This window comes from Amycolatopsis sp. Poz14 (genome assembly GCF_006704225.1).
Taxonomy (GTDB): Bacteria; Actinomycetota; Actinomycetes; order Mycobacteriales; family Pseudonocardiaceae; genus Amycolatopsis; species Amycolatopsis nivea.
Genome location: NZ_JACLHD010000001.1, coordinates 1,292,052 through 1,313,683 on the forward strand (window position 1 = coordinate 1,292,052; position 21,632 = coordinate 1,313,683).

Annotated in this window: 19 protein-coding genes; 9 read left to right on the forward strand and 10 right to left on the reverse strand. The window is 68.5% G+C overall.

Annotated elements, in window-relative coordinates; translation table 11 throughout:
• Window positions 1-303 precede the first annotated feature (303 nt).
• Both FKO37_RS06425 and FKO37_RS06430 read left to right on the forward strand, forming a co-directional pair.
• Window positions 304-2,853: an ATP-dependent Clp protease ATP-binding subunit gene (locus tag FKO37_RS06425; protein ID WP_037808241.1), complete on the forward strand. Its 2,550-nt coding sequence runs from the start codon at window positions 304-306 to the stop codon at window positions 2,851-2,853.
• A 63-nt stretch (window positions 2,854-2,916) separates the two neighbouring features.
• The gene (locus tag FKO37_RS06430) at window positions 2,917-3,906 is read left to right on the forward strand and encodes a hypothetical protein (RefSeq protein WP_238603969.1); all 990 of its coding nucleotides are present in this window, start codon (window positions 2,917-2,919) and stop codon (window positions 3,904-3,906) included.
• On the opposite strand, the gene FKO37_RS06435 is transcribed toward FKO37_RS06430, so the two are convergent.
• Both FKO37_RS06435 and FKO37_RS06440 read right to left on the reverse strand, forming a co-directional pair.
• On the reverse strand, window positions 3,903-4,493 hold the full coding sequence (locus FKO37_RS06435) for a PIN domain-containing protein (protein ID WP_238603970.1): 591 nt from the start codon (window positions 4,491-4,493) through the stop codon (window positions 3,903-3,905). The genes FKO37_RS06430 and FKO37_RS06435 overlap by 4 nt on opposite strands.
• A 57-nt stretch (window positions 4,494-4,550) precedes the next feature.
• Window positions 4,551-4,976: a helix-turn-helix domain-containing protein gene (locus FKO37_RS06440; protein ID WP_037808236.1), complete on the reverse strand. Its 426-nt coding sequence runs from the start codon at window positions 4,974-4,976 to the stop codon at window positions 4,551-4,553.
• Window positions 4,977-5,109: 133 nt separating this feature from the next.
• On the opposite strand from FKO37_RS06440, the gene FKO37_RS06445 reads away from it, so the two are divergent.
• The gene (locus FKO37_RS06445) at window positions 5,110-6,897 is read left to right on the forward strand and encodes an Hsp70 family protein (RefSeq protein ID WP_238603971.1); all 1,788 of its coding nucleotides are present in this window, start codon (window positions 5,110-5,112) and stop codon (window positions 6,895-6,897) included.
• A gap of 3 nt (window positions 6,898-6,900) precedes the next feature.
• Here the strand turns inward: FKO37_RS06445 and pcp are convergent, their stop codons facing one another.
• Both pcp and FKO37_RS06455 read right to left on the reverse strand, forming a co-directional pair.
• On the reverse strand, window positions 6,901-7,506 hold the full coding sequence (pcp, locus tag FKO37_RS06450) for a pyroglutamyl-peptidase I (protein ID WP_037808230.1): 606 nt from the start codon (window positions 7,504-7,506) through the stop codon (window positions 6,901-6,903).
• Window positions 7,503-8,948 (reverse strand): M1 family metallopeptidase, encoded by a 1,446-nt coding sequence (locus FKO37_RS06455; protein ID WP_037808228.1) that lies wholly within the window; start codon window positions 8,946-8,948, stop codon window positions 7,503-7,505. Before FKO37_RS06455 ends, pcp begins: the two co-directional genes overlap by 4 nt.
• Before the next feature lie 146 nt (window positions 8,949-9,094).
• On the opposite strand from FKO37_RS06455, the gene FKO37_RS06460 reads away from it, so the two are divergent.
• Window positions 9,095-12,277, forward strand: coding sequence for a BTAD domain-containing putative transcriptional regulator (locus tag FKO37_RS06460; RefSeq protein WP_238603972.1), 3,183 nt, complete (start codon window positions 9,095-9,097; stop codon window positions 12,275-12,277).
• Between the two features lie 69 nt (window positions 12,278-12,346).
• Window positions 12,347-13,366, forward strand: coding sequence for an amidohydrolase family protein (locus tag FKO37_RS06465; RefSeq protein ID WP_037808223.1), 1,020 nt, complete (start codon window positions 12,347-12,349; stop codon window positions 13,364-13,366).
• Here FKO37_RS06465 and FKO37_RS06470 read toward each other — a convergent pair.
• A complete protein-coding gene (locus FKO37_RS06470; RefSeq protein ID WP_037808221.1) occupies window positions 13,355-13,768 on the reverse strand; it encodes an SRPBCC family protein in 414 nt (137 codons plus the stop codon). The genes FKO37_RS06465 and FKO37_RS06470 overlap by 12 nt on opposite strands.
• 116 nt (window positions 13,769-13,884) lie before the next feature.
• On the opposite strand from FKO37_RS06470, the gene FKO37_RS06475 reads away from it, so the two are divergent.
• The gene (locus tag FKO37_RS06475; RefSeq protein WP_238603973.1) at window positions 13,885-14,694 is read left to right on the forward strand and encodes a helix-turn-helix domain-containing protein; all 810 of its coding nucleotides are present in this window, start codon (window positions 13,885-13,887) and stop codon (window positions 14,692-14,694) included.
• A gap of 73 nt (window positions 14,695-14,767) precedes the next feature.
• Here FKO37_RS06475 and FKO37_RS06480 read toward each other — a convergent pair whose 3' ends face one another.
• Window positions 14,768-15,574, reverse strand: a complete 807-nt coding sequence (locus FKO37_RS06480; RefSeq protein ID WP_037808218.1) for an ABC transporter permease — start codon at window positions 15,572-15,574, stop codon at window positions 14,768-14,770.
• Complete coding sequence (locus FKO37_RS06485) at window positions 15,571-16,548, reverse strand: daunorubicin resistance protein DrrA family ABC transporter ATP-binding protein (RefSeq protein WP_037809320.1); 978 nt, start codon at window positions 16,546-16,548, stop codon at window positions 15,571-15,573. The genes FKO37_RS06480 and FKO37_RS06485 overlap by 4 nt, the downstream gene beginning before the upstream one ends.
• Window positions 16,549-16,656: 108 nt before the next feature.
• Here FKO37_RS06485 and FKO37_RS06490 point away from each other — a divergent pair, with 108 nt between their 5' ends.
• Complete coding sequence (locus FKO37_RS06490) at window positions 16,657-17,610, forward strand: endonuclease/exonuclease/phosphatase family protein (protein WP_238603974.1); 954 nt, start codon at window positions 16,657-16,659, stop codon at window positions 17,608-17,610.
• Complete coding sequence (locus tag FKO37_RS06495; RefSeq protein ID WP_134728463.1) at window positions 17,607-18,041, forward strand: acetyltransferase; 435 nt, start codon at window positions 17,607-17,609, stop codon at window positions 18,039-18,041. Before FKO37_RS06490 ends, FKO37_RS06495 begins: the two co-directional genes overlap by 4 nt.
• On the opposite strand, the gene FKO37_RS06500 is transcribed toward FKO37_RS06495, so the two are convergent.
• From FKO37_RS06500 to FKO37_RS06510, 3 genes are all read right to left on the reverse strand, one after another.
• Complete coding sequence (locus FKO37_RS06500) at window positions 18,028-18,831, reverse strand: Sir2 family NAD-dependent protein deacetylase (protein WP_238603975.1); 804 nt, start codon at window positions 18,829-18,831, stop codon at window positions 18,028-18,030. The two genes, FKO37_RS06495 and FKO37_RS06500, sit on opposite strands and share 14 nt — an antisense overlap.
• Complete coding sequence (locus tag FKO37_RS06505; RefSeq protein ID WP_037808215.1) at window positions 18,824-19,132, reverse strand: antibiotic biosynthesis monooxygenase; 309 nt, start codon at window positions 19,130-19,132, stop codon at window positions 18,824-18,826. The genes FKO37_RS06500 and FKO37_RS06505 overlap by 8 nt, the downstream gene beginning before the upstream one ends.
• Before the next feature lie 244 nt (window positions 19,133-19,376).
• Window positions 19,377-20,798, reverse strand: coding sequence for a M1 family metallopeptidase (locus FKO37_RS06510; protein WP_238603976.1), 1,422 nt, complete (start codon window positions 20,796-20,798; stop codon window positions 19,377-19,379).
• A gap of 57 nt (window positions 20,799-20,855) precedes the next feature.
• Between FKO37_RS06510 and FKO37_RS06515 the strand changes: the two genes are divergently transcribed.
• Window positions 20,856-21,608, forward strand: a complete 753-nt coding sequence (locus FKO37_RS06515) for an alpha/beta fold hydrolase (RefSeq protein WP_199817286.1) — start codon at window positions 20,856-20,858, stop codon at window positions 21,606-21,608.
• Window positions 21,609-21,632 lie beyond the last annotated feature (24 nt).

Here is a 21,632-nt window from a genome sequence, read left to right on the forward strand (position 1 = left end):
CAATCGGGTGGCCAAGGGGTGAGACCACCCGGACGCGCGGGGGTGTTCGCGCTGAGCGGACAGGGGCGCCGGGGCGGAATCCTGATCCGGTCCCGTACGTTCGAGAGGGAGTAAAGGTGCAGCGCAACCGGATGAGCAGCGGTGACCGACCGGGTCGCCGTCCGGGTGCGAACGGGCCGCCGGAAGCCGTAGTGGTACGCAAGCGCGACCGCTTGGCTACTAGAGTGGTCTCACGGTGCTGTCCGCCGCGGACGCGATCCGCGGAGGTTACGGGCCGCCGACGCAGCAGTCGAGGGAGTGCGCATGTTTGAGAGGTTCACCGACCGCGCGAGGCGGGTGGTCGTCCTGGCCCAAGAAGAGGCCCGGATGCTCAACCACAACTACATCGGCACCGAGCACATCCTCCTGGGTCTGATCCACGAGGGTGAGGGTGTCGCCGCCAAGGCGCTGGAGTCGCTGGGCATCGCCCTCGAGGGCGTGCGCCAGCAGGTCGAGGAGATCATCGGCCAGGGCCAGCAGGCGCCGAGCGGGCACATCCCGTTCACGCCGCGGGCGAAGAAGGTGCTGGAGCTGTCGCTGCGCGAGGCGCTGCAGCTCGGCCACAACTACATCGGCACGGAGCACATCCTGCTCGGCCTGATCCGCGAGGGCGAGGGCGTCGCCGCCCAGGTGCTCGTGAAGCTGGGCGCGGATCTCAACCGGGTCCGCCAGCAGGTGCTGCAGCTCCTGTCGGGCTACCAGACCGGCGAGAAGTCCGCCGAGAGCGGTTCCGGCCGCGGCGAGGGCACCCCGTCCTCCTCGCTGGTGCTCGACCAGTTCGGCCGCAACATGACCGTGCTCGCCCGCGAGGGCAAGCTCGACCCGGTCATCGGGCGCGGCAAGGAGATCGAGCGGGTCATGCAGGTGCTGTCCCGCCGGACCAAGAACAACCCGGTGCTCATCGGCGAGCCCGGCGTCGGCAAGACCGCCGTCGTCGAGGGGCTCGCGCAGAGCATCGTCAAGGGCGAGGTGCCCGAGACGCTCAAGGACAAGCAGCTCTACACCCTCGACCTCGGCTCGCTGGTCGCCGGTTCCCGGTACCGCGGTGACTTCGAAGAGCGCCTGAAGAAGGTGCTCAAGGAGATCAAGACCCGCGGCGACATCATCCTGTTCATCGACGAGCTGCACACGCTCGTCGGCGCGGGCGCGGCCGAGGGCGCGATCGACGCGGCCTCGATCCTGAAGCCGATGCTGGCCCGCGGCGAGCTGCAGACGATCGGCGCGACCACGCTCGAGGAGTACCGCAAGTACATCGAGAAGGACGCCGCGCTGGAGCGCCGCTTCCAGCCGATCCAGGTGGGCGAGCCGTCGCTCGAGCACACGATCGAGATCCTGAAGGGCCTGCGCGACCGGTACGAGGCGCACCACCGCGTCTCGATCACCGACTCGGCGCTGGTCGCGGCCGCGACGCTGGCCGACCGCTACATCAACGACCGGTTCCTGCCGGACAAGGCGATCGACCTGATCGACGAGGCCGGGGCCCGGATGCGCATCCGCCGGATGACCGCTCCGCCGGACCTGCGCGAGTTCGACGAGAAGATCGCCGACGTGCGCCGGGACAAGGAGTCCGCGATCGACGCGCAGGACTTCGAGCGGGCCGCGCGCCTTCGCGACGAGGAGAAGCAGCTCCTCGGCCAGAAGGGCGAGCGGGAGAAGCAGTGGAAGGACGGCGACCTCGACGTCGTCGCCGAGGTGGACGACGAGCAGATCGCGGAGGTGCTGGCCAACTGGACCGGCATCCCGGTGTTCAAGCTCACCGAGGAGGAGACCACCCGGCTGCTGCGCATGGAGGACGAGCTCCACAAGCGCATCATCGGCCAGGAGGACGCGGTCAAGGCCGTCTCCCAGGCGATCCGCCGTACGCGTGCGGGTCTGAAGGACCCGAAGCGCCCGTCCGGTTCGTTCATCTTCGCCGGCCCGTCCGGTGTCGGTAAGACCGAGCTGTCGAAGGCGCTGGCGTCCTTCCTGTTCGGCGAGGACGACGCGCTCATCCAGATCGACATGGGCGAGTTCCACGACCGCTACACCGCTTCGCGGCTCTTCGGCGCCCCTCCGGGCTACGTCGGCTACGAAGAGGGCGGGCAGCTGACCGAGAAGGTGCGGCGCAAGCCGTTCTCGGTGGTGCTTTTCGACGAGATCGAAAAGGCGCACCAGGAGATCTACAACACCCTCCTGCAGGTGCTCGAAGACGGCCGCCTCACCGACGGTCAGGGCCGCACGGTCGACTTCAAGAACACCGTGCTGATCTTCACCTCGAACCTGGGCACCTCGGACATCTCGAAGTCCGTGAGCCTCGGCTTCTCCTCCGGAGCGGATTCGACGAACCGCTACGAGAAGATGAAGCAGAAGGTCAACGAGGAAATGAAGAAGCATTTCCGCCCGGAGTTCCTGAACCGGATCGACGACATCATCGTCTTCCACCAGCTCAACCAGGAACAGATCATCCAGATGGTGGATCTGATGATCGGCCGGGTCGAGACGCAGCTCAAGGCCAAGGACATGGAGATCGAGCTCACCGAAAAGGCGAAGGCGCTGCTGGCCAAGCGCGGCTTCGACCCGGTGCTCGGCGCCCGGCCGCTGCGTCGCACGATCCAGCGCGAGATCGAGGACCAGCTGTCGGAGAAGATCCTCTTCGGCGAGGTCGAAGCGGGTCAGATCATCGTGGTCGACGTCGAGGGCTGGAGCGGCAACCCGGAGGACCGCGACGACGAGGCGCACTTCACCTTCCGCGGGGAGAAGCGTCCGTCCTCGGTTCCCGACGCTCCGCCGGTGAGCATCGGCGCCGCCGAGAACGGCGAAGCCGAGAACGAGTGAGTTAAGCAAGGAAAAAGGGCGGCTCCCAGGTTTGGGGGCCGCCCTTTTCTCTATCGTCGGGTTATGGGGTCTTCTTCGAGAATCTCGCGGCACGCCACGGCGAGCACCGGTCTTTCGCTGCTGAGCGACCGGCAGCTCACCGAACGGCTGGAATCCGCCGAGGTGCTGTCGGAAGGAATCGGCGGCACCGGTGCCCGGCTGGATGTCGACGGAGTCCCGGTCTTCGCGAAGCGGGTTCCGCTCACCGCACTGGAGCGGCAGCATCCGCATTCGACGGCCAATCTCTATGGCCTGCCTGCCTTTTGCCATTACGGCCTAGGTTCGCCGGAGGGCTCGGCGTGGCGAGAACTGGCGCTGCACACCATGGCGAACGGCTGGGTCCTCAGTGGTGCGTGCGAGAACTTCCCACTGCTGCACCATTGGCGGATCCTGCCAGTCCCCTCGGGCCGGGTGCCAGACCGTCCGTTGGAAGAAGATGTCGAGTACTGGGGCGGCTCCAAGGCGGTCCGTAAGCGACTCACGGAATTGCGGGATGCTTCGTCGAGTGTTGTTTTGTTCTGCGAGTATTTCCCGATCAATGTGCATCGGTGGCTGCCTGACCATCTGGAGCAGGTCGAGCGCCTTGTCGAGCAGGTCGCCGAGACGCTCTCGTTCCTTCGTGCACAGGGAGTTCTGCACTTCGACAACCACTTCGAGAACTTCCTGACCGACGGCGACCGGTTCGTCCTCACCGATTTCGGCTTGTCCTTCGCGCGCCGGTTCGATCTGACCGCGGAGGAGATGGCGTTCGCGGAGCTGAATGCGGGGCATGACCGGGCTTATGGGTCGATGTATCTGGTGAACTGGCTGGTGACCGAGGTGTGCGGGACTTGGGACCGAGAGAGCCGCTTGACCGCGGTCCGCCGTGCGGCTGCCGGGGAGCTTTCGTTGCCCTCGCCGGTCGCTGAGGTAGTGGCTCGCCATGCCGCGGTGGCGGTGGAGATGAACGCCTTTTACGGGCGGTTGCTGGAGGACCGGGAGACTCCTTTTCCGGCGGAGGTTTTCGCCAGCTAACTGTCGAACGCGATCTCACGGCACCGCCTGGCGATTCGCTCAGCGAAGGCGGGGCAGCTGGATTTGGCTAGTGCGCCAGCGAAATCCAAGTGTGTGCGGCCGCGTCCGGAGAAGTACTGGATTTGCCTCCGCAGCGTGGCGCGGACGAGTCGCGGCGACGAATCGTCGATGAGCACGAAGAATTCGTCCGGGGTGTAGATCTCGTAATCGAGCGTATCCCGTACTGACGTCGGCAGGTCAGTGAACCCGCGGTCAAGGCTGACAACGCAATCCATGGATCCGGCGACGGCGGCTGCGTGGATGTGCCGATCGAAGGGATCGGTCAGAGCGACAGCCTCCTGCCCAGACGGGTAGTCGTCGATCCGGCCGTCCATCGTTCCGGCGATCGCGTCCCGGATTTTGGTGATCTCGGTTCCGCTGAGGCCGGAATTTCGCCTGCGGATGCTCTGGATGGTCTCTGCGAGAATGTCCTCGGTGTAGAAAACGTGGAACATGCTTGCGTTTCCCGTGTCCTTGAGCAGAAGCAGCCAGTCTCGGAGCGTTCTGGCGTGCAGGACATTGGCATCGGGAAGCACGCGCGTGGGCATCGCACCACGATACGAGGGCGAAATTTTCGCGGGGCGGCCCCTCCTGTTCGATTCTGACTATTCGATGCCGAGTTGGTCTTCGATCGCGAGCAGGTCGTTCAACGCGTCTCGTTGTTTGCGCAGTCGTTCCCGGCGGAAGGCGAGAACGTCGTCGCGGCGAAGTTTGGTGTGGCTGCCGGTTCGGGTGCTTGGCAGGTCGCCGGCGCGGACGTGTTTCATCAGCGTGGTCCTGGAGATCCCGAGCAATTCCGCGGCCACGGTGGTGGTGATGACCTCCGGCATCGCGCCGACGGTCACGGTTCCGCCCTCGGCCACGATGGAGATGATCTGGCGCAGCAGTTCGCGGATCTCGCCACCCAGTTCGACGCCGTCGAGCGTGACCTGGCCGCCCGCGTCGGCGATCAGTTCCGCGGCGGCGTGTGCCTCCTGCTGGGCGCGCGGGGTCGCGAACAATGACTCTCGCGCGGTGGTGGTCGGTGTCATGATCTCTCCGCTTCACGGCTGTTGACGTACCCAAGTGTGCCTCAGCTTCACTTATGTTGGCAACTTGGTTTCAGTTATATCTGTCACCAGGGCCCATGAGACGATGCGGTGGGGTTTTGGGGAGGGGAACTGCGTGGACGTCCTGTCGATCGACTTCGGTACTTCCAGCACGGTCGGCGTCTTGGCGGCCTTCGGGCGCGGGCCGCGGGCTATTGAGGTTGACGGGTCGGTCACCATGTCTTCCGCGGTGTATGCGGAGGAGGACGGGCGGCTCGTCGTCGGGCAGGACGCGGAGCGGCGGGCTCGGTTGGATCCCAGCCGGTTCGAGCCTAATCCCAAGCGGCGGATCGACGACGGTGAGCTGCTGCTCGGGGATCGGGCGGTGCCGGTTGTCGACGCGTTCGCTGCCGTGTTGCGGCGGATGGGCGAGGAGGCCGAGCGGCAGCTCTCCGGGGTTCCGGACGAGGTGCGGTTGTCGCATCCGGCCGGCTGGGGTGCGCAGCGGCAGCAGACGCTCCGGGCGGCGGCGGGGAAAGCCGGGTTCGTTCAGGCGCGGTTGGTGCCGGAGCCGGTCGCGGCGGCGGCGCATTACGCGACTCTCCGCGAAACAGGTGCGCCTAGCGGGCCGATCGCGGTGTACGACCTCGGCGCGGGCACGTTCGACTGTGCGGTCGTCGGCGCGGGTACCGCGGTTCTGGCGGAGGACGGGTTGCCGGATCTCGGCAGTCTCGACATCGACCAAGCCCTGCTGGTCCACATTGGACGATCGGTGTCGCACGCGGATCCTGCGCAGTGGCAACGGCTTCTCCGTCCGCAGACGACCAGTGACCGGCGGTTGCGGCGGGTGTTGCTCCAAGACGTCCGCGACGCCAAGGAAAGTCTTTCCCGGCACGCGCACACTGAGGTGCCGATGCCGGATCCGTTCGGCGACGTTCTCGTCACCCGCGCCGAATTGGAAGCGTTGGTTCGGCCGAATCTGTTGCGCAGTGCGGAAATGCTCGCGGCGACGATCGCCCGGGCCGGGCTTACGCCGGATCGGCTCGGGGGCGTGTATCTGGTCGGCGGGCCCAGCCGGATGCCGTTGCTGGCTTCGCTGGTCGGGTCGACGCTTGGCGTGGTGCCGACTACCGAGGACCAGCCGGAGACGGCGGTCGCGTTCGGCTTGCATCACGTGGACGTGCGTCCGGCAGCGCCCATGCCCGCGCCTGCACCGGCATCTTGGCCGCCCGTGCAGCAACAGCCCATGCAGCAACAGCCTGCCCAGCAACCCGTACTGAACCAGCGGCCTCCGGCACCCATGCCGCCCCCGCAAGGATGGCAACAGCCGCACAAGAAGAAGTCCCGCAAACCGCTGATCATCGGCGCGATCGCCCTGGCCGTGCTCGTCGTCGCCGGGATCGTGACCGCTGTCGTCGCCACTCGCGGCGACGACAAGCCCGCGGCCAACCAGCCAGTCGTCCCGCCGAACACCACCACCTGCGCTGGTTCACAACCAGCGCTCCCCGGCGAAAACGGCCTCACGAAGTGCATCCGCCGCCTGGCCGGTCCGACTATCCAAACCCGCGCCACCTGTTCCGACGACCCGGAGCTGGCGAAAGCCCTAGGCGCGGTACGCAGCGCGCTGTGCCGCTTCCCGGACAAGACCACCGTCGCGTTCCACGAAGGGCTCACCCTCGCCCAGGTCGAGCCGAGCGCGCGCAAGGACATGGCAGGCCGCATCGAGACCGACACCTGGCGCACTCGCACCGGGTTGAGCGGCCGCTACGTCGCGGGAGTCGGGCCGAAGCTCGGGTTGCTGATCTACCAGGCCGACGGCATTCCGGTGGTCGGCACGGTGATGGACACCAGCCCGTCGCACACCAGCCGCCGGCCACAGGATCTGGTGCAGTTCTTCGAGAAGACCGTCCAGCCTGGCGAATAGGGCTCAGTGCAGGGTGCCTGCCGAGGTGGCCACGTCCTCGTGCACGGTCAGCGCGGTGTCCGCCACGATCTCGAGCGCTCGCGCGATCGAGTCCAGCGGCATCCGCGCTTCCTCCGGCACGTGCACGAAACCGCCGCGCAGTCCGGGAAACTCCGTCGCGATCAGGTGCATCAGGCCGTAGAAGACTTGATTGCACACGTACGTCCCGGCGGTGTACGACACGGCCGCGGGCAGCCCCGCCGACTCGATCGCCGCGACCGCCGCTTTCACCGGGAGCGTGGTGAAGTACGCGGACGGCCCGCCCTCGACCACCGGGACGTCGACCGGCTGCGCGCCCGCGTTGTCCGGGATCCGGGCGTCGATCAGGTTGATCGCCACCCGCTCCGGCGTGACGTGCTGGCGGCCGCCGGCCAGTCCGGCGCACACGACCAGGTTCGGCCGGTGCGCCAGGATCGCGGCTCGCAGCGCCGGCAGCGACGCGTCGAACTCGCACGGCAGTTCAACCGCCACCGTGTCCGTCCGCCGCGCCGCTGCCAGCGAAGCCGCCTGCCAAGAAGGGTTCGTCGCCGCTCCGTCGAACGGTGCGAACCCGGTCAGCAGAACCGTCACTTGGCGGCCGGCTTCAGGTCGCCCGGGTAGAGGTACTCGTCGGACGGCTTGCCGTTGCCGTAGATCCACGCGTCGAAGAAGCCCTGCAGGTCCATGCCGGACACCTTCTCACAGTACTTCTGGAAGTCCTGCATGCTCGCGTTTCCGTCGTGGTGCAGGCGGTTCCAGGTCTTGAGCACCTGGTCGAACGCGTCCTGTCCCATGTACTTGCTGAGCGCGTGCAGCATGACCGGGCCCTTGGAGTACACGTAGGTGAACTCGTGGCCGGGGCCCATGTCGTACAGCTTGCCCGCCCAGAACGAATCGCTGGCCGACGCGACCTGGTCGAGGTACCTGGCGTCGAGGTCGGTGCCGTTCTTCTGCGCCCACAGCCAGGTCGCATACGACGCGAAGCATTCGTTGAGGCAGACGTCCTTCCAGTGGTCGACGGCGACCGTGTCGCCCCACCACTGGTGCGCGTTCTCGTGCACGATCGTGCCGATATTGCCCGCGCGGCCGGAGTAGATCGGCCTGCTCATCGTCTCGAGGGAGAACCCGATCGGCTCGGTCAGGTAGATGCCGCCCGCGGCGTCCACCGGGTACTTGCCGAACTTCGATTCGAGGAAGTCGAGAACCTCGGGCAGCTGCGCGTCGGCCTGCTTCGTGGCGTCGGTGGTGCCCGGCGCGTACGCGCTGACGATCGGGGTGCCGTCCGCGCGCTTGCGCTGGTTGAAGGTCCACTTGTCGATCGCGACCGTGGTCATGTACGGCGCGGTCGGGGTGTTCTCCGCCCAGACGTGCGTGGTGCCCGCGCGCGTCCGGTACTTGCCGACCTCGCGGCCGTTGGCGATCACGCCCCACTCGTTCGGGACGGTGATCGACAGCCGGAACTTCGCCTTGTCGCGCGGGGTGTCGTTGACCGGGTACCAGGTGGTGGCCGACTTCGGCTCGCCCGCCGCGAACGCGCCGCCGGACTTGGTGAACTGCCAGCCGTTCTTGCCGAGGTTCGGGTCGTCGATCGCGACCGGGACGCCGTGGTAGGCGACCTCCGTGGTGAACGGAAGGCCCTTCCACAGCGGCAGCCTCGGCGTGATCACCAGTTCGTGGTCGCCGGTGCGGGTGAACTTCGCGGGAATGCCGTTGACCCGGACCGCGTCGACGGTGAGGCCCCGCAGGTCGAGGTCGAACGAGCTGAGCGACTGGGTCGCCTTCGCGTGGACCGTCTGGACGCCGGCGAGCTGGTGGGTGTCGGGAGCGTAGTTGACCCTGAGGTCGTAGTCGGAGACCTCGTACCCGCCGTTGCCGTCTTGCGGGTAGTAGCTGTCTCCGGCGCCGTCCGAACCGGGCGTGGGCTTGTCCCAGCCGGCCGGTCCGGCCGACGCGATCCCAGTGCCGAGCGTCAAAGCGGTGAGGGTGGCTGCGACGGTCACTGCCGGGCGATGCCAGCGGTGCAGTGCTCTCATGGGCGCTCCTGTGTCTGCGGGTGAATCCTCCGCAACGTAGCGCCGGGAAGCCGGGCAGTAACCGCTTTGGCCGCAGTTTGTCCCGAAAGTCCACACTTACGTCGGGCCCCGACACGGCGAGGGCGTTGTCTGGAAAGGTGGACCTCATGCGCGTCGCGCTGCTGGGCCCGCTGCGAGCGGAGGGGGAGGACGGCACGCCGATCGACATCGGCGGAGCCCGCCTTCGCATGCTCCTTTCCCGGCTCGCGCTCGACGCCGGCCGCGCGGTTCCCGCCGAGGCGCTGATCGACGGTCTGTGGGGCGCGGAACCCCCTGCGGACGCGGCCAATGCGCTCCAGTCGCTGGTCTCGCGGCTGCGTCGAGTGCTGCGGCCTGCGGGGGCGGAGCTGGAGTCGGTCAACGGCGGTTATCGGCTCGCGGTGCCGCCGGAAGCGGTGGATCTTCACCGGTTCGAGCAGTTGTCCGCCGAGGGGCGCCGGGAACTTGCCGCTGGCCGGGACGGCACCGCCGCCGAATCGCTCGCCGCCGCGCTCGCGTTGTGGCGCGGACCGGCGCTCGCGGACGTGCTGGACGCGCCGTTCGCCGCCGCGCCCGCGACGCTGCTGGAGGAGCGGCGCACGGAGACCGCCGAGGACTGGTTCGAAGCCGAGCTGCGGCTGGGACGGCACGCGGACGTGCTCGCGGAACTCACCGCCGCCGCGCAAGCGCATCCGCTGCGGGAACGGTTGGCCGGCTTGCGAATCCGTGCGCTTTCCGCGGCCGGACGGCAGGCCGACGCGCTCGCCGCGTATTCCGCGATCCGGACGACGCTGGCCGACGAACTGGGCGTCGACCCGTCGGTGGAACTGCAGGAAGTGCATCTGCGTGCGCTGCGCGGCGAGTACACGCCGGTCGCCGCGGTGGTCGACCGGTTGCCGCAGCGGCTGACCAGCTTCATCGGCCGCACCGACGAGCTGAAGCTGCTGGCCGAACTGCTCGAAGGATCCCGGCTGGTCACGCTCGTCGGCCCAGGCGGAGCCGGCAAGACCCGGCTCGCGACGGAGGCGGCTTCTCGGCATCCAGCGCACTCGCGCGGGTTGGTGTGGTTCGTGCCGCTGGCCGGTGTGCGGGACGCGGAAGACGTGCTGACCGCGCTGCTCAACGCGTTGGAGGTCCGCGACATCCGGACGACGGAGACCGACGCGCGGCGCCGGCAGGTCGATCCGTTCGAGCACGCGGTGGAGACGCTCGGGGGCGCGGAAGCGTTGCTGGTGCTGGACAACTGCGAACACCTCGTGGACACCGTCGCGGAGCTGGCCGAGAATTTGCTGCGCCGGCTGCCCGCGTTGCGAGTGCTCGCCACGAGCCGGGAGCCGCTGGCGATCACCGGGGAAGCGTTGTGCCCGCTCGGTCCGCTGCCGGTGCCGGACGAGGCCGCGCCGCCCTCGGACGTCGGCACGCTCGATTCCGTCCGGCTGTTCCTCGACCGCGCGATGGCGGTACGGCCGGGGTTCCGGCTCGACGAGTCCACAGTGGACGCGGTACGGCAGATCTGCTGCCGGCTCGACGGAATGCCGCTGGCGCTCGAACTTGCCGCCGCGCGGTTGCGGTCGATGACCGCCGAACAGATCGCCGAACGGCTCGACGACCGGTTCCGCTTGCTCACCTCCGGCAGCCGTACGGCGTTGCCGCGCCAGCGCACGCTGCGCGCGGTGGTGGAGTGGAGCTGGGATCTGCTGAGCGACGCGGAAGTCCGGCTCGCGCGCAGGCTCGCGGTGTTCGCGGCGAGTTTTTCCGAGGAGGCGGTGGAAAACGTCTGCGCGGACGAGGAACTGCCCGCGGAAGACGTCGTGTACGTACTGGGTTCGCTGGTGGAGAAGTCCATTGTGGACGTGGTGGGCATGCGCTACCGCCTGCTGGAAACCCTGCGCGCCTACGCGACCGAGCGGCTCGCCGAATCCGGCGAACGGGAGCGGATGCGGGAGGCGATGGTCGCCTACTACGCGGAATTGGCCGACCGCAACGAACCGTTGCTGCGCGGACGGGACCAGCTCCAGGCGATCGACGTGTACGAGCACGAAAGCGATAACTTCAACGCCGCGCTGCGGGCGGCGATCGAGTCCGATTCCGCGGCAGCGGCGGCCCGGCTGCTGTTCGGATTGTTCTGGTATCTCAACATCGTCGGCCAGAACGAGCGGGGCGCGCTGTTCGTGGACGAGGTGCTCGAACTGAGCGGCGAGCTGCCGCCGGACGTGGCGGCGAGCCTGCGGTTGATCCAGGTGCTGATGCGGGTGATGGCCGGGCCGCAAGAGAAGGTGGACGTCCCCGACCTGATCGAGGAATGCGTGCGGACCGGCGCCGCGGACCGGAATCCGTGGCTGTGGGTGGGGTTGCCGATCGTGGCGTACCTCAACGGCGAGCGGGACCTGGCGCTGCGCGAGATCCGCCGGGCCGTCGCGCGGGACGATGTCTGGAGCCGCGCCGCCGGGCACTGGGCGGAGAGCTTCGTCCTCGGCGACACCGGGGATCTCGGGAGCGCGGACCGGGCGCGAGAGCTTGCCCACCAGGGCTTCGCCGAGGTCGGCGACCGCTGGGGACTCGGGATGACGCACGGGTTCCGGGCCGCGGCGCGGTCGCAGGCCGGCGACCACGAGGGCGCGATTGCCGGGTACACCGAGGGATTGCGGCTGGTGATGGAGCTGCGGTCAAGGGACGACATCGTGCAGCAGTGGTGGCGGCTGGCGGTGGAGCGTTCGCGCTCCGGAGATCAGGAAGGCGCGTGGCGGGACATGGAAGCCGCCGAACGCTACGCGGCTGCCGGGGTCAACAACGGCTTGCGCCTGATCGTGTTGCTCGGCCGTGCCGAGTTGCTGATCCGTGAGCGCAATGTCGCCGAGGCGCGCGAGGTGTTCCGGGAAATGAAGGCGGCGCGCGCGGATTGGCCGACTCCGGAGGGTTTCGAGGCGGAATGGCTCGGCACCATCGAGGCCGGTTTGCTGCTCGCCGAAGGCCGTCCGGACGAAGCGGAGCCAGCGGTGTTCGGCGTGGTCGAGCAGGCGGCGAGGCGCTTCGACATGCCGGACCTGGCTGCCATGGTCGAACTGCTGGCGCGGATCCGGTACCAGCAGGGGCGGCTGGAGTCGTCGGCCCGGCTGCTGGCGCTGAGCGCGGTGGTGCGCGGCCGGTTCGACCTGGGAAGCCCGGAGGTCCGGGAGCTGATCGAGAACCTGACCAGGGAGCTGGGCGAGGAGCGATACGAGGCGCTCGTGGCCGAGACCTCGCAGCTGGACCGGGCGGAGGCGATCGAGGCGGTCCGGGCGGAGCGCTCGCCTGTTATCGACGATAACTAAAACTTGCTTCCACTGATGTTTCCGGTGATACGCTCCATTGGGTATCACCGGAAACGCAGAGGAGCTGTCATGCGCATCGTCGCCCTGGAAGAACACGTGGTCCTGCCTGTCCTGCGCGACGCGTGGACGAAGGCGGGCCTCCAGCCGCACGGTTATCCCGATGACCATCCGGTCACGCGACGCCTGCACGACGTCGGCGAAGGACGTCTCGCCGACATGGACGACCAGGGCATCGACGTCGCGGTGCTGTCCCTGTCGACCCCCGGCGTGCAGAACCTTCCGGCTGCCGATGCCGTGCCCGTCGCGCGGGAGGCCAACGACGCACTCGCCGAGATCGTCGCCGCCAATCCGACGCGATTCCAGGCCTTCGCCACGCTCCCGACGTCCTCGCCCGAAGCCGCCGCTGAGGAGCTGGAACGCGCGGTCAGCCTGGGTTTCCGCGGCGCGATGCTTTACGGCCGCACCGGCGACAAATTGGCCGACGCCCCGGAATTCGACGACCTCTACGGAACCGCCGCACGACTCCGCGTCCCGCTGCACTTCCATCCCCAAGCGCCGGTGCAGGCGGTACAAGAGGCGTATTACTCGGACCTGCCCAACGGCGTCGGCGCGGCATTGGCGACCGCCGGGCTCGGCTGGTACTACGACCTGGGCGTGCAGTACCTGCGGATGATCTTCTCCGGCGTCTTCGACCGGCACCCCGAGCTGCAAGTGATCGCCGGACACTGGGGCGAGGTGGTCTTGTTCTACCTGGACCACGTCGGCTTCCTGCGGGAAATGGCCGGGCTGCGGCAGCCGCTCGCCGACTACTTCCGCCAGAACTTCTGGATCGCGGGCAGCGGAACGGTCAGCGAACGCTACCTGCGCTGGGCGGCGGAGGTCGTCGGGACGGATCGGATGCTGTATTCGACCGACTATCCGTACACCTTCGGCACCCGGCCGGGCGGATTTCCTTACCTGGACACGAGCGGCGGCGTCGCGCGGTCGTTTTTGGAGAAGGCGCCGTTCAGCGAGGAAGAGAAGGCGGCCATTGGCTCCGGGAACTGGGAGCGGCTGACCGGCCACCTCTCGGGGGCTTCACTCGGGTGAGCCTGGGCGACCGAGAGTCCGCTTGATCACCTCCATACCGGCCGACATCGTTTTGCTCATCGGCGCGGCCAGTTCGTCGGGCAGCACGTCGCGGATCCACACCAGCCGGCACCGCTGTTCGCCATCTTCGAGTACCTGCATAGAGGCGTTGTCGTGTTCGGGCTGGACGTCGCCGCCGACGACTGAGTAGACGATCCGGCGGATGTCGTGGTCAACGCCGATCCGCCGTTCCCGGACGACCGTGCCGGCGGCGAAGGTGACGACCCGGCAGTCCTCCTCGGCCCGGCTGTCCAGCACGAACCCCGGCGCCATCCGCCGGGGACCCGCGGCGAAGTCGCCGATCACCTCCCACACGTCGTCGGCGCTGGACTCGATCACTGCTTCTTCGCGGATGGACGCCATGTCTCCTGCTCCCTTTTTCGTGCGGTGGCAATGGATGTGCCAGCCTGCCCGGTCCCAGCCGCTCGCGTCTTGAAGATTTTTGCGGAATTGTCAGACCCTCGCCGTAGCCTCCGGGTGTGCTCTCCTTCGTCGATCTCGCCGCTCGCCCGGAGTTCGCCGTCGGCACGGTGGACTGCCGGGACGATCACCGCGGCTGGTCGGCCGAGCGGCCGCGCGAGGACGTGCGGCTCGTGCTCGTGCGACGCGGCGGGTTCCGCCGCCGGGTCCGCGGGCTCTGCGCGGACCTCGACCGCACCGTGGGATACCTCGGGACGCCCGGCGAGGAGGAGTACTTCGCCCATCCCGTCGGCGGTGACGAATGCACCTCGATCACCCTGACGCCCGCGTTCTGGCGCACCCTGGCCGGCGACGCACCGCTGCTGGAGCGTTCAACGCTCTACGTGGACGGCACACTCGACCTCGCCCACCGCCGGCTCCTCGCCGCCACCCGCGCCGCAGACCCCGAGTACGCGGCGACCGAAGGACTGCTCGGCCTGGTGGCTGTGGTGGTCCGGCAGGTCGTGGCCACAGTCGCTCCGGACGGCGGCCGGGCAGGCGACCGTGCGCTGGCAGCTCAAGCCCGCCGCGCGATCGGTGACGATCATCCCGCGGCGGACGGCCTGATCCCGCTGGCGGCCCTGCTGGGCGTCTCGCCTTACCGGCTCAGCCGGGCCTTCACCCGCGAACTGGGAGTGTCGCTGACCCGGTACCGCAATCGCGTGCGCGTAGCCCGCGCGCTGGACCGGCTGGAGGCAGGCGAACCCAGCTTGGCCGCCCTCGCCGCCGACCTCGGGTTCGCCGATCAGGCCCACCTGTGCCGAACGGTGCGCGCGCACCTCGGGCACACCCCGACCGCACTGCGCCGGCTGCTCGCCATAAAAAAGTGAGTGTCTGTGCCCGGCTGTGGAACCCGGACACAGACACTCACCCACAGCGTCCACACCCCCGTGCGGGACGCCCTCAGACCCGCTTGCGGTAGGCCCACGTCGCGAGCGGGAAGAACACCACGACCGCACCGGCCATCCACGCCAGCGCGCCCAGCAGGGAGCCGCCGTACGCGGCGCCGCCGTTGAGCAGGCCGCGCATCACGTCGGACATCAGGCTCACCGGGCTGATGTCCGCCCATGCTTTGAGCCAGCCCGGCATCGTGGCCGTCGGGAGGAACACGTTGCTGCCGAAGGTCAGCGGCATGATGAAGACGAACATCACGCCCTGCGCCGCGCCGGGGGACTTCATCAGCATCCCGACGAACACCGAACCCCAGCAGAAGCACAGGCCGAACGCGATCGCCAGCAGGATCGCGAGGACGAACTCCCCGGGACCGGTCTGCACGCGGAAGCCCATCACGGTCGCCACGGTCAGCAGCACCGTCAGGCACACCACGTACCGCACGAGGTCCGCCAGCACCGCGCCCACCAATGGCGCCGAGCGGGCGATCGGCATGGAGCGGAAGCGGTCGAAGACGCCCTTGGTGATGTCGGTGTTGAGCTGAGTGCCGACCGTCAGCGAGGCCTGCAGCACGTTCATCACGATCAGGCCGGGCACGAACGACTGCAGGTAGTTCTCGATCGAACCGCCCAGCGCGTTGCCGAACAGGTAGGTGAACATCAGCAGGAAGATGATCGGCATCAGCGTGACGTCGGCCAGCTGTTCCGGGTTCTTGCGGATCTTCAGGATTCCCCGCCAGGCAAGCGAAAACGCGTGCTTCGCGCCCTGGACCGGGCTGATGTGCCGGGGCGGGGCCGCCACGGCGGTCGCGGTGGTCACGACCGGCTCCCTTCGAGTTCGCGTTCGGGCTTCGGCTCTTCGGCGGCGTGTCCGGTCAGCGCGAGGAACACCTCGTCGAGGCTGGGCAGCCGCAGCGCCAGTTCGTCGGAGGTGATGCCCGCCGAGTCGAGCCGGCGCACCAGCGTGGACAGCAGGACCGGGTCGGACACCGGTGCGGTCAGCAGCCCGGTGGCGTCGTCGCGGACCGGGCGGGCTCCGGTGAGCTCGGCCAGGATGCGGTCGACCTCGTCGAGGTCGCTCAGCGACGTCGGCCGCACCTGCAGCGTCTGCCCGCCGACCCGCCGCTTCAGCTCGTCGGCGCGGCCGTCGGCGACCACGTGGCCGTGGTCGAACACGGTGATCCGGTCCGCCAGCTGGTCGGCCTCCTCCAGGTACTGCGTGGTGAGCAGCACAGTCGCGCCGTCGGCGACGAGGCTGCGGACCACCGCCCACACCTCGTTGCGTGCGTGCGGGTCGAGTCCGGTGGTCGGCTCGTCCAGGTACAGCACGGCGGGGCGGCCGACGAGGCTCGCCGCCAGGTCGAGCCTGCGCCGCATGCCGCCGGAGTACGTCCGGATCGGCCGCTTGGCCGCGTCGGTCAGCTCGAACCGCTCCAGCAGTTCGGCCGCCCGCGCCCGCGCGTCGGCCCGGGACAGGTTCAGCAGCTTCCCGATCAGCACCAGGTTCTCGGTGCCGCTCAGGTCCTCGTCCACCGACGCGTACTGCCCGGTGAGCCCGATCAGCCCGCGCACCCGGACCGGGTCGCGGACCACGTCGTAACCCCCGACCGTGGCCCGGCCCGCGTCGGGTCTCAGCAGGGTCGCCAGGATGCGGACCGCGGTTGTCTTGCCCGCGCCGTTCGGCCCGAGCACCCCGACCACCTTGCCGAACGGGACCTCGAGGTCCACCCCGTCCAGCGCCTTCGTCTCCCCGAAATGCTTGACCAGGCCCTCGGCCTGGATCGCGTGCGACATGACGCCTCCTCCTGTGTCGCTCAAGCACACAGTGGACGGAGGCGCTGGCAAGCCGCGCACACGGCGCTGACACGGACCTGTCAGCGCCTGCCCGGCATACTCTGGATCATGGTGATGGAGGCGCGGACGCGAACCCGGCTGGTCACGGGCCTGCTCGTGCTGGTCGGACTGCCGCTGTTCACAGTGGCTGTGCTGCGCACGATCGGCTGGGACGGCAGCAGCTGGTACCTGACCGCGCTGCTGGCGCTGACCCCGTACGTCGTCATCTACGGCGTGCTGCTCGCCGCGCTCGCGCTGGTGCTGCGGCGCTGGTGGGTCGGCGGCGTCGCGCTCGCGTTATCCGCGTTGCTGGCGGTGTTCGTCGCGCCGCGGGTGATGTCCGACGACCAGCCCGCGGCACAGGGGAAGACGGTGCGCGTGCTGGCGGCCAACCTCTACCTCGGCCAGGCCGATCCCGCGGCGCTCGTGCGGCTGGTCCGGGAGCAGCGGGTCGACGTGCTGAACCTGGTGGAGATGACACCCGCCGCGATGTCCGGACTGGAGAAGGCCGGGCTCTTCCAGACGCTGCCGTACCGCGTGCTCCATCCGGCGTCCGGTGTGGACGGTTCGGGCATCGTGTCGCGATATCCGCTTGCCGAGCAGGATTACACTGGTGATTCGGTTCAGAATCAGCCTGGCGCGGCGGCGGATCTCGGCGACGGAACGACGTTGGAGATCGTGGCGGCGCATCCGCGTTCGCCGGATTCCGGGTATTACCAGTGGGAGCAGCAGATGCGGGACCTGTCGCGCGCCATCGGCGAGCACGGCCTGCGTGTCGTGGCAGGCGATTTCAACGCCACCCTCGACCACGCCGCGCTGCGGACGGTGCTGTCGCGCGGGTACGTCGACGCGGCGGAGGCGCGCGGCGACGGCCTGATCCCGACCTGGTCGACGTCGGCGGTCCCGCTCGTGCCGCTGGATCACGTGCTGGTGGACCGCCGGGTCGCGATCCGGGATTACCAAGTGTTCGATGTGCCCGGAAGCGATCACCGGGCGGTTTACGCGGAGGTGCAACTGCCATGACGACCTTGCGGCCGAGCAGCGGGGAAGCCGAATACCCGCGGCTGCTGGAGATCTGGCGCAGTGCCGTTGAGGCGACGCACCATTTCCTGGCGCCGTCGGACGTCGAGTACTACGCGACGCGTGTCCCGGTCTATTTCCCGGAAGTCGACCTGACCGTGGCGGAGGTCGACGGAATCGCGGCCGGTTTCTCCGGGATCGCCGAGGGAAAGCTGGAAATGCTGTTCGTGCACGACGATTTCCGCGGTCGCGGGGTCGGGTCGGCGTTGCTGCGGGCGGCGTTGGACCGTTTCCCTGGCCTCACGCTGGACGTGAACGAGCAGAACCCGCAGGCGGTCGGTTTCTATCTGCATCACGGGTTCGAGGTAGTCGGCAGGCAGGAAACGGATCCGGACGGCCGCCCGTTCCCGTTGCTGGAGCTCAAACGAGCTTGACCAGCGTCTCCAGCGCGCCGGCGGGGATCGAAATCCCGCGCCCGTGGCGGATCTGCGGTTCGCGCGGATTGATCCGGATCAGCGCACCCGTGGCCGCGCTGGCGAGTTCGGAATACCGGCGCACGGTCGGAACCGCTTGTCCGGCACCAATTTCAATCACCACCGCGTCACGGTGCGCGCGCCGCCACGCCGCCAGTTCGTCCAGTTGTTCCTGACTGCGGTCCGGAACCCAGTCGAAATCCCCGAACATCAGGATGTTGGGCCGGGCGAGGCTGCCGCAACGCGGACACGACGGCAACGGCGGCCGGGCGCGCATGGTCGCCTCGTCCAGATCGACCGTGACGTCCGCGGCCGACCAGATGTCCCGAGAACACCCGGCCAGGCACTGCAGATGGTGGATCGACCCGTGCGCCTCGGCGACGCGCGGGAAGCCCGCCGCCTGGAACTGTCCGTCCACATTGGACGTAAAGACCTGGACGCCGCCAGGTTTCGCGAGCCCGCGTTCGAGCAGCAGACCGAACCCCCGGTGCGGCACCGTCTTCCGGTACAGGTCGAGCCGGTGCCCGTAGAAACCCCAGGCCAGCTCCGGGTCCGAGGCGAAATGCTGCGGGTCGGCCAGCTCCTCGAACCGCAGCCCGAGCCCGGCGTACGGCGGATAAGCCCGCCAAAACCCTTCCCCGCCACGGAAATCGGGCAGACCGGAGTCGACGCCCATCCCGGCGCCGGCGCACACGAGCAGCGCGCCGGCACCCGAGATCAGCTCGGCGGCGCGGGCGAGTTCGTCACTCACCCGGCTTCGATGCCTGCACGACCTCGAACTCCAGCAGGTTCGCACCGGTCGACACCGGGTTCTTGCGCTCGCCCGCGTGCGCCTCGCGCGCCGGACCGCCCGCCCAGGCCTGGTAGTGCTCCTCGGTTTCCCACTTCGTGTAGACGAAGTAGCGCGTCTCGCCCGCGACCGGGCGAAGCAGCTCGAAGCCGAGGAAGCCCTCCTGGTTGTCGACGGAGTGCAGCCGAGCGGCGAACCGCTTCTCCAACTCCGGGCCGGCGCCTTCGGGGACCTCGATTGCGTTGATCTTGACCACTGCCATGGCTCGAGTTTATGGCACCGACTTCGTCGGCGAGCGATCCCGCGTCGGGGTCAAGTAGCCACCGGCTGGTTCGGCCCTGGTCGGCATGCTGGTCACGGCCAAACAGCACGGTCATTACGAGCTGGGCGCGGTGGACTACGCGACGGTCGCGGTCGCCCGTACGAGGCGGCGGACGTCGTCCAGCTGGGGCTGGTCGGCACGGTCGCGACTCCCGCAGCGGTCTGACCAGGTCGTTGCTCGGCAGTCAGGGCCGCAACCCGCCCGGATAGAGATCGGCGTCCGACGGCAGTTTCGACCCGTGGAACCAGTCGTTGAGGAACGCGCTCAAGTCGCGGCCGGCGACCTTCGACACGAGCTTCTCGAAGTCCGCCCACGTAGCGTTGCTGTTGCGGTGCTCGCCCACCCACTCGTGCAGCACCTTCTCGAATCCCGGCTCGCCCAGTTCCCGGCGCAGCGCGTGGACCGCCAGGATGCCCTTGTCGTACGCGCCTTCGAACAGGTGCTCCGGCCCCATGTCGACGAGCTTCTGGCCCCAGAAATCCGTGCTGCCCTTGGTGATCTCGACGGCCGCGCGGTAGCGGTCGTCCAGGTTCTGGCCCTCGCGTTCGCCCCACATCCACTGCGCGTACGACGCGAAGCACTCGTTCAGGCAGATGTCCGCCCACGAGTTGAGCGACACCGAATCGCCGAACCACTGGTGCGCGTTCTCGTGCACCAGGGTCAGGATTTCCGCCCATTTCGCATAAGTGGGACGGGTTTGCGTTTCCAGGGAAAAATGGATGTCCTCGTCGAGGTAGATCCCGCCGGCCGCGCTCTGCGGGTACTTGCCGAACTTGCTCTCCAGGAACGAGATCACCTCCGGCAGCCGGTCGCCGGTGGCCTCGCGGGCCTCGGCGCCAGGGGCGTAGCCGGAGACGATCGGCGTGCCGTCCGGGAGCGTGGACCGCTGGACGGTGAATTTGTCGATCGCGATCGTGGTCAGGTAGCTGGCCACCGGATTCGGATCGGCCCACGTCGTGGTGGTTTTGCCGTCCTTGGCGCTGGTGCCCTTTTCCCGGACGTTGGACAGCACCGTCCAGCCGGTGGGCACGTGCGCGGTCAGCGTGAAGGTCGCCTTGTCGCGCGGGGTTTCGTTGACCGGATACCAGAACGACGCCGAATGCGGCTCGCCGACCAGGTACGCGCCGCCGTCCTCGGAGCGGGCCCAGCCGTTCTCCGAACCGCCGTCGTGCGGGGTTTTCGCCGGAACACCCGAATAGCGCACGCGCGTCCGGAACGTCGAGCCCGACCGCAGCGGTTCGGCCGGAGTCACGACCAGTTTGTTCTTCTCCCGGCTGTACTTCGCCGGTTTCCCGTCGATCTCCACCGAGGCGACGTCCAGTCCGCGCAGGTCGAAGTCGAAGCGGCTGAGGTCTTGGGTGGCTTTCGCGGCGACCGTGGTGTCGCCGTCGAGGCGGCCGCTCGGCGGGTCGTAGCTGACGTCGACGTGGTAGTCCAGAGCGTCGTACCCGCCGTTGCCGTCCTCGGGGAAATACGGGTCGCCCGCGCTGTTCGCGCCGGGTGCGGGATGCATCGGCGGCAGTGGAGCGGCGGGTTCGGCAGGGCTGCACGCGGACAGCGCAAGCACGCCGAAGAGGGCGAGGACGGCGGGCTGACGGCTGCGCATTCCTTCACCCTAGGGGCAGATTTGTGATGAGGTAGCCGGGAAAACCCGGGAGGATTAATGCGACCAGGCCTGATCGACTTCGGCGGCGACGAACGCCCTGGCGTGTCGATCTTGCTGTTGCACGGGCTGATGGGCCGCGCTCGCACGTGGTGGCCGGTCGCGCAATGGCTCAAGCGATACGGCCGCGTGCGCGCCCTCGACGCCCGCGGGCACGGCCGTGCGCCGCACACCGGTCCGTGGACCACCGAGCAGTTCGCCGAGGACGTCGCGGACGTGCTGGCCGACGTTGGTCCGTCCGTGCTGATCGGGCATTCGATGGGCGGGCTGCACGCGTGGGCCGCCGCGGCGAAGCACCCGGAGCTGGTGCGCGCGGTGGTCAGCGAGGATTTCGCGCCGGACCAGCGCGGACGCACCGTCGAGACCTGGCGGGGCTACTTCGAGAGCTGGCCGGTGCCGTTCGAATCGCTGGCCCACGTGCGCGAGTTCTTCGGTGCCGCGGGCGACTACTTCACCGAATGCGTCGAGGAACGCGACGACGGGTATCACCTGATCGCCGACCTGGAGAACCTGTACGAGATCGCCGCCGAATGGGGCCGGCGGGACTATTGGTCCATTGTGGACGGTATCCGCTGCCCGCTGCTGCTGGTCGAGGGCGAGCACACCGCGATGCCACTTGGCCAGCAAGCCGAGGTGGCGGCACGAGTACCGGGCGCGAAGCACCTGGTCGTGCCCGGTTCGGCGCATTTGCCGCACGCCGAGGCTCCGGAGACCTATCGCGGCGCGGTGGAGGCGTTCCTGTCCGGCCTGTGACGCCCCACGCGTGCCGCCCTCGCT

What these genes read in the sequence shown, in the direction of transcription:
- FKO37_RS06425 (WP_037808241.1), top strand. Translation starts at nt 304, where the DNA reads ATGTTTGAGAGGTTCACCGACCGCGCGAGGCGGGTGGTCGTCCTGGCC.
- FKO37_RS06430 (WP_238603969.1), top strand. Translation starts at nt 2,917, where the DNA reads ATGGGGTCTTCTTCGAGAATCTCGCGGCACGCCACGGCGAGCACCGGT.
- FKO37_RS06435 (WP_238603970.1), bottom strand. Translation starts at nt 4,493, where the DNA reads ATGCCCACGCGCGTGCTTCCCGATGCCAATGTCCTGCACGCCAGAACG.
- FKO37_RS06440 (WP_037808236.1), bottom strand. Translation starts at nt 4,976, where the DNA reads ATGACACCGACCACCACCGCGCGAGAGTCATTGTTCGCGACCCCGCGC.
- FKO37_RS06455 (WP_037808228.1), bottom strand. Translation starts at nt 8,948, where the DNA reads ATGAGAGCACTGCACCGCTGGCATCGCCCGGCAGTGACCGTCGCAGCC.
- FKO37_RS06460 (WP_238603972.1), top strand. Translation starts at nt 9,095, where the DNA reads ATGCGCGTCGCGCTGCTGGGCCCGCTGCGAGCGGAGGGGGAGGACGGC.
- FKO37_RS06465 (WP_037808223.1), top strand. Translation starts at nt 12,347, where the DNA reads ATGCGCATCGTCGCCCTGGAAGAACACGTGGTCCTGCCTGTCCTGCGC.
- FKO37_RS06470 (WP_037808221.1), bottom strand. Translation starts at nt 13,768, where the DNA reads ATGGCGTCCATCCGCGAAGAAGCAGTGATCGAGTCCAGCGCCGACGAC.
- FKO37_RS06485 (WP_037809320.1), bottom strand. Translation starts at nt 16,548, where the DNA reads ATGTCGCACGCGATCCAGGCCGAGGGCCTGGTCAAGCATTTCGGGGAG.
- FKO37_RS06490 (WP_238603974.1), top strand. Translation starts at nt 16,657, where the DNA reads ATGGTGATGGAGGCGCGGACGCGAACCCGGCTGGTCACGGGCCTGCTC.
- FKO37_RS06495 (WP_134728463.1), top strand. Translation starts at nt 17,607, where the DNA reads ATGACGACCTTGCGGCCGAGCAGCGGGGAAGCCGAATACCCGCGGCTG.
- FKO37_RS06505 (WP_037808215.1), bottom strand. Translation starts at nt 19,132, where the DNA reads ATGGCAGTGGTCAAGATCAACGCAATCGAGGTCCCCGAAGGCGCCGGC.
- FKO37_RS06510 (WP_238603976.1), bottom strand. Translation starts at nt 20,798, where the DNA reads ATGCGCAGCCGTCAGCCCGCCGTCCTCGCCCTCTTCGGCGTGCTTGCG.
- FKO37_RS06515 (WP_199817286.1), top strand. Translation starts at nt 20,856, where the DNA reads ATGCGACCAGGCCTGATCGACTTCGGCGGCGACGAACGCCCTGGCGTG.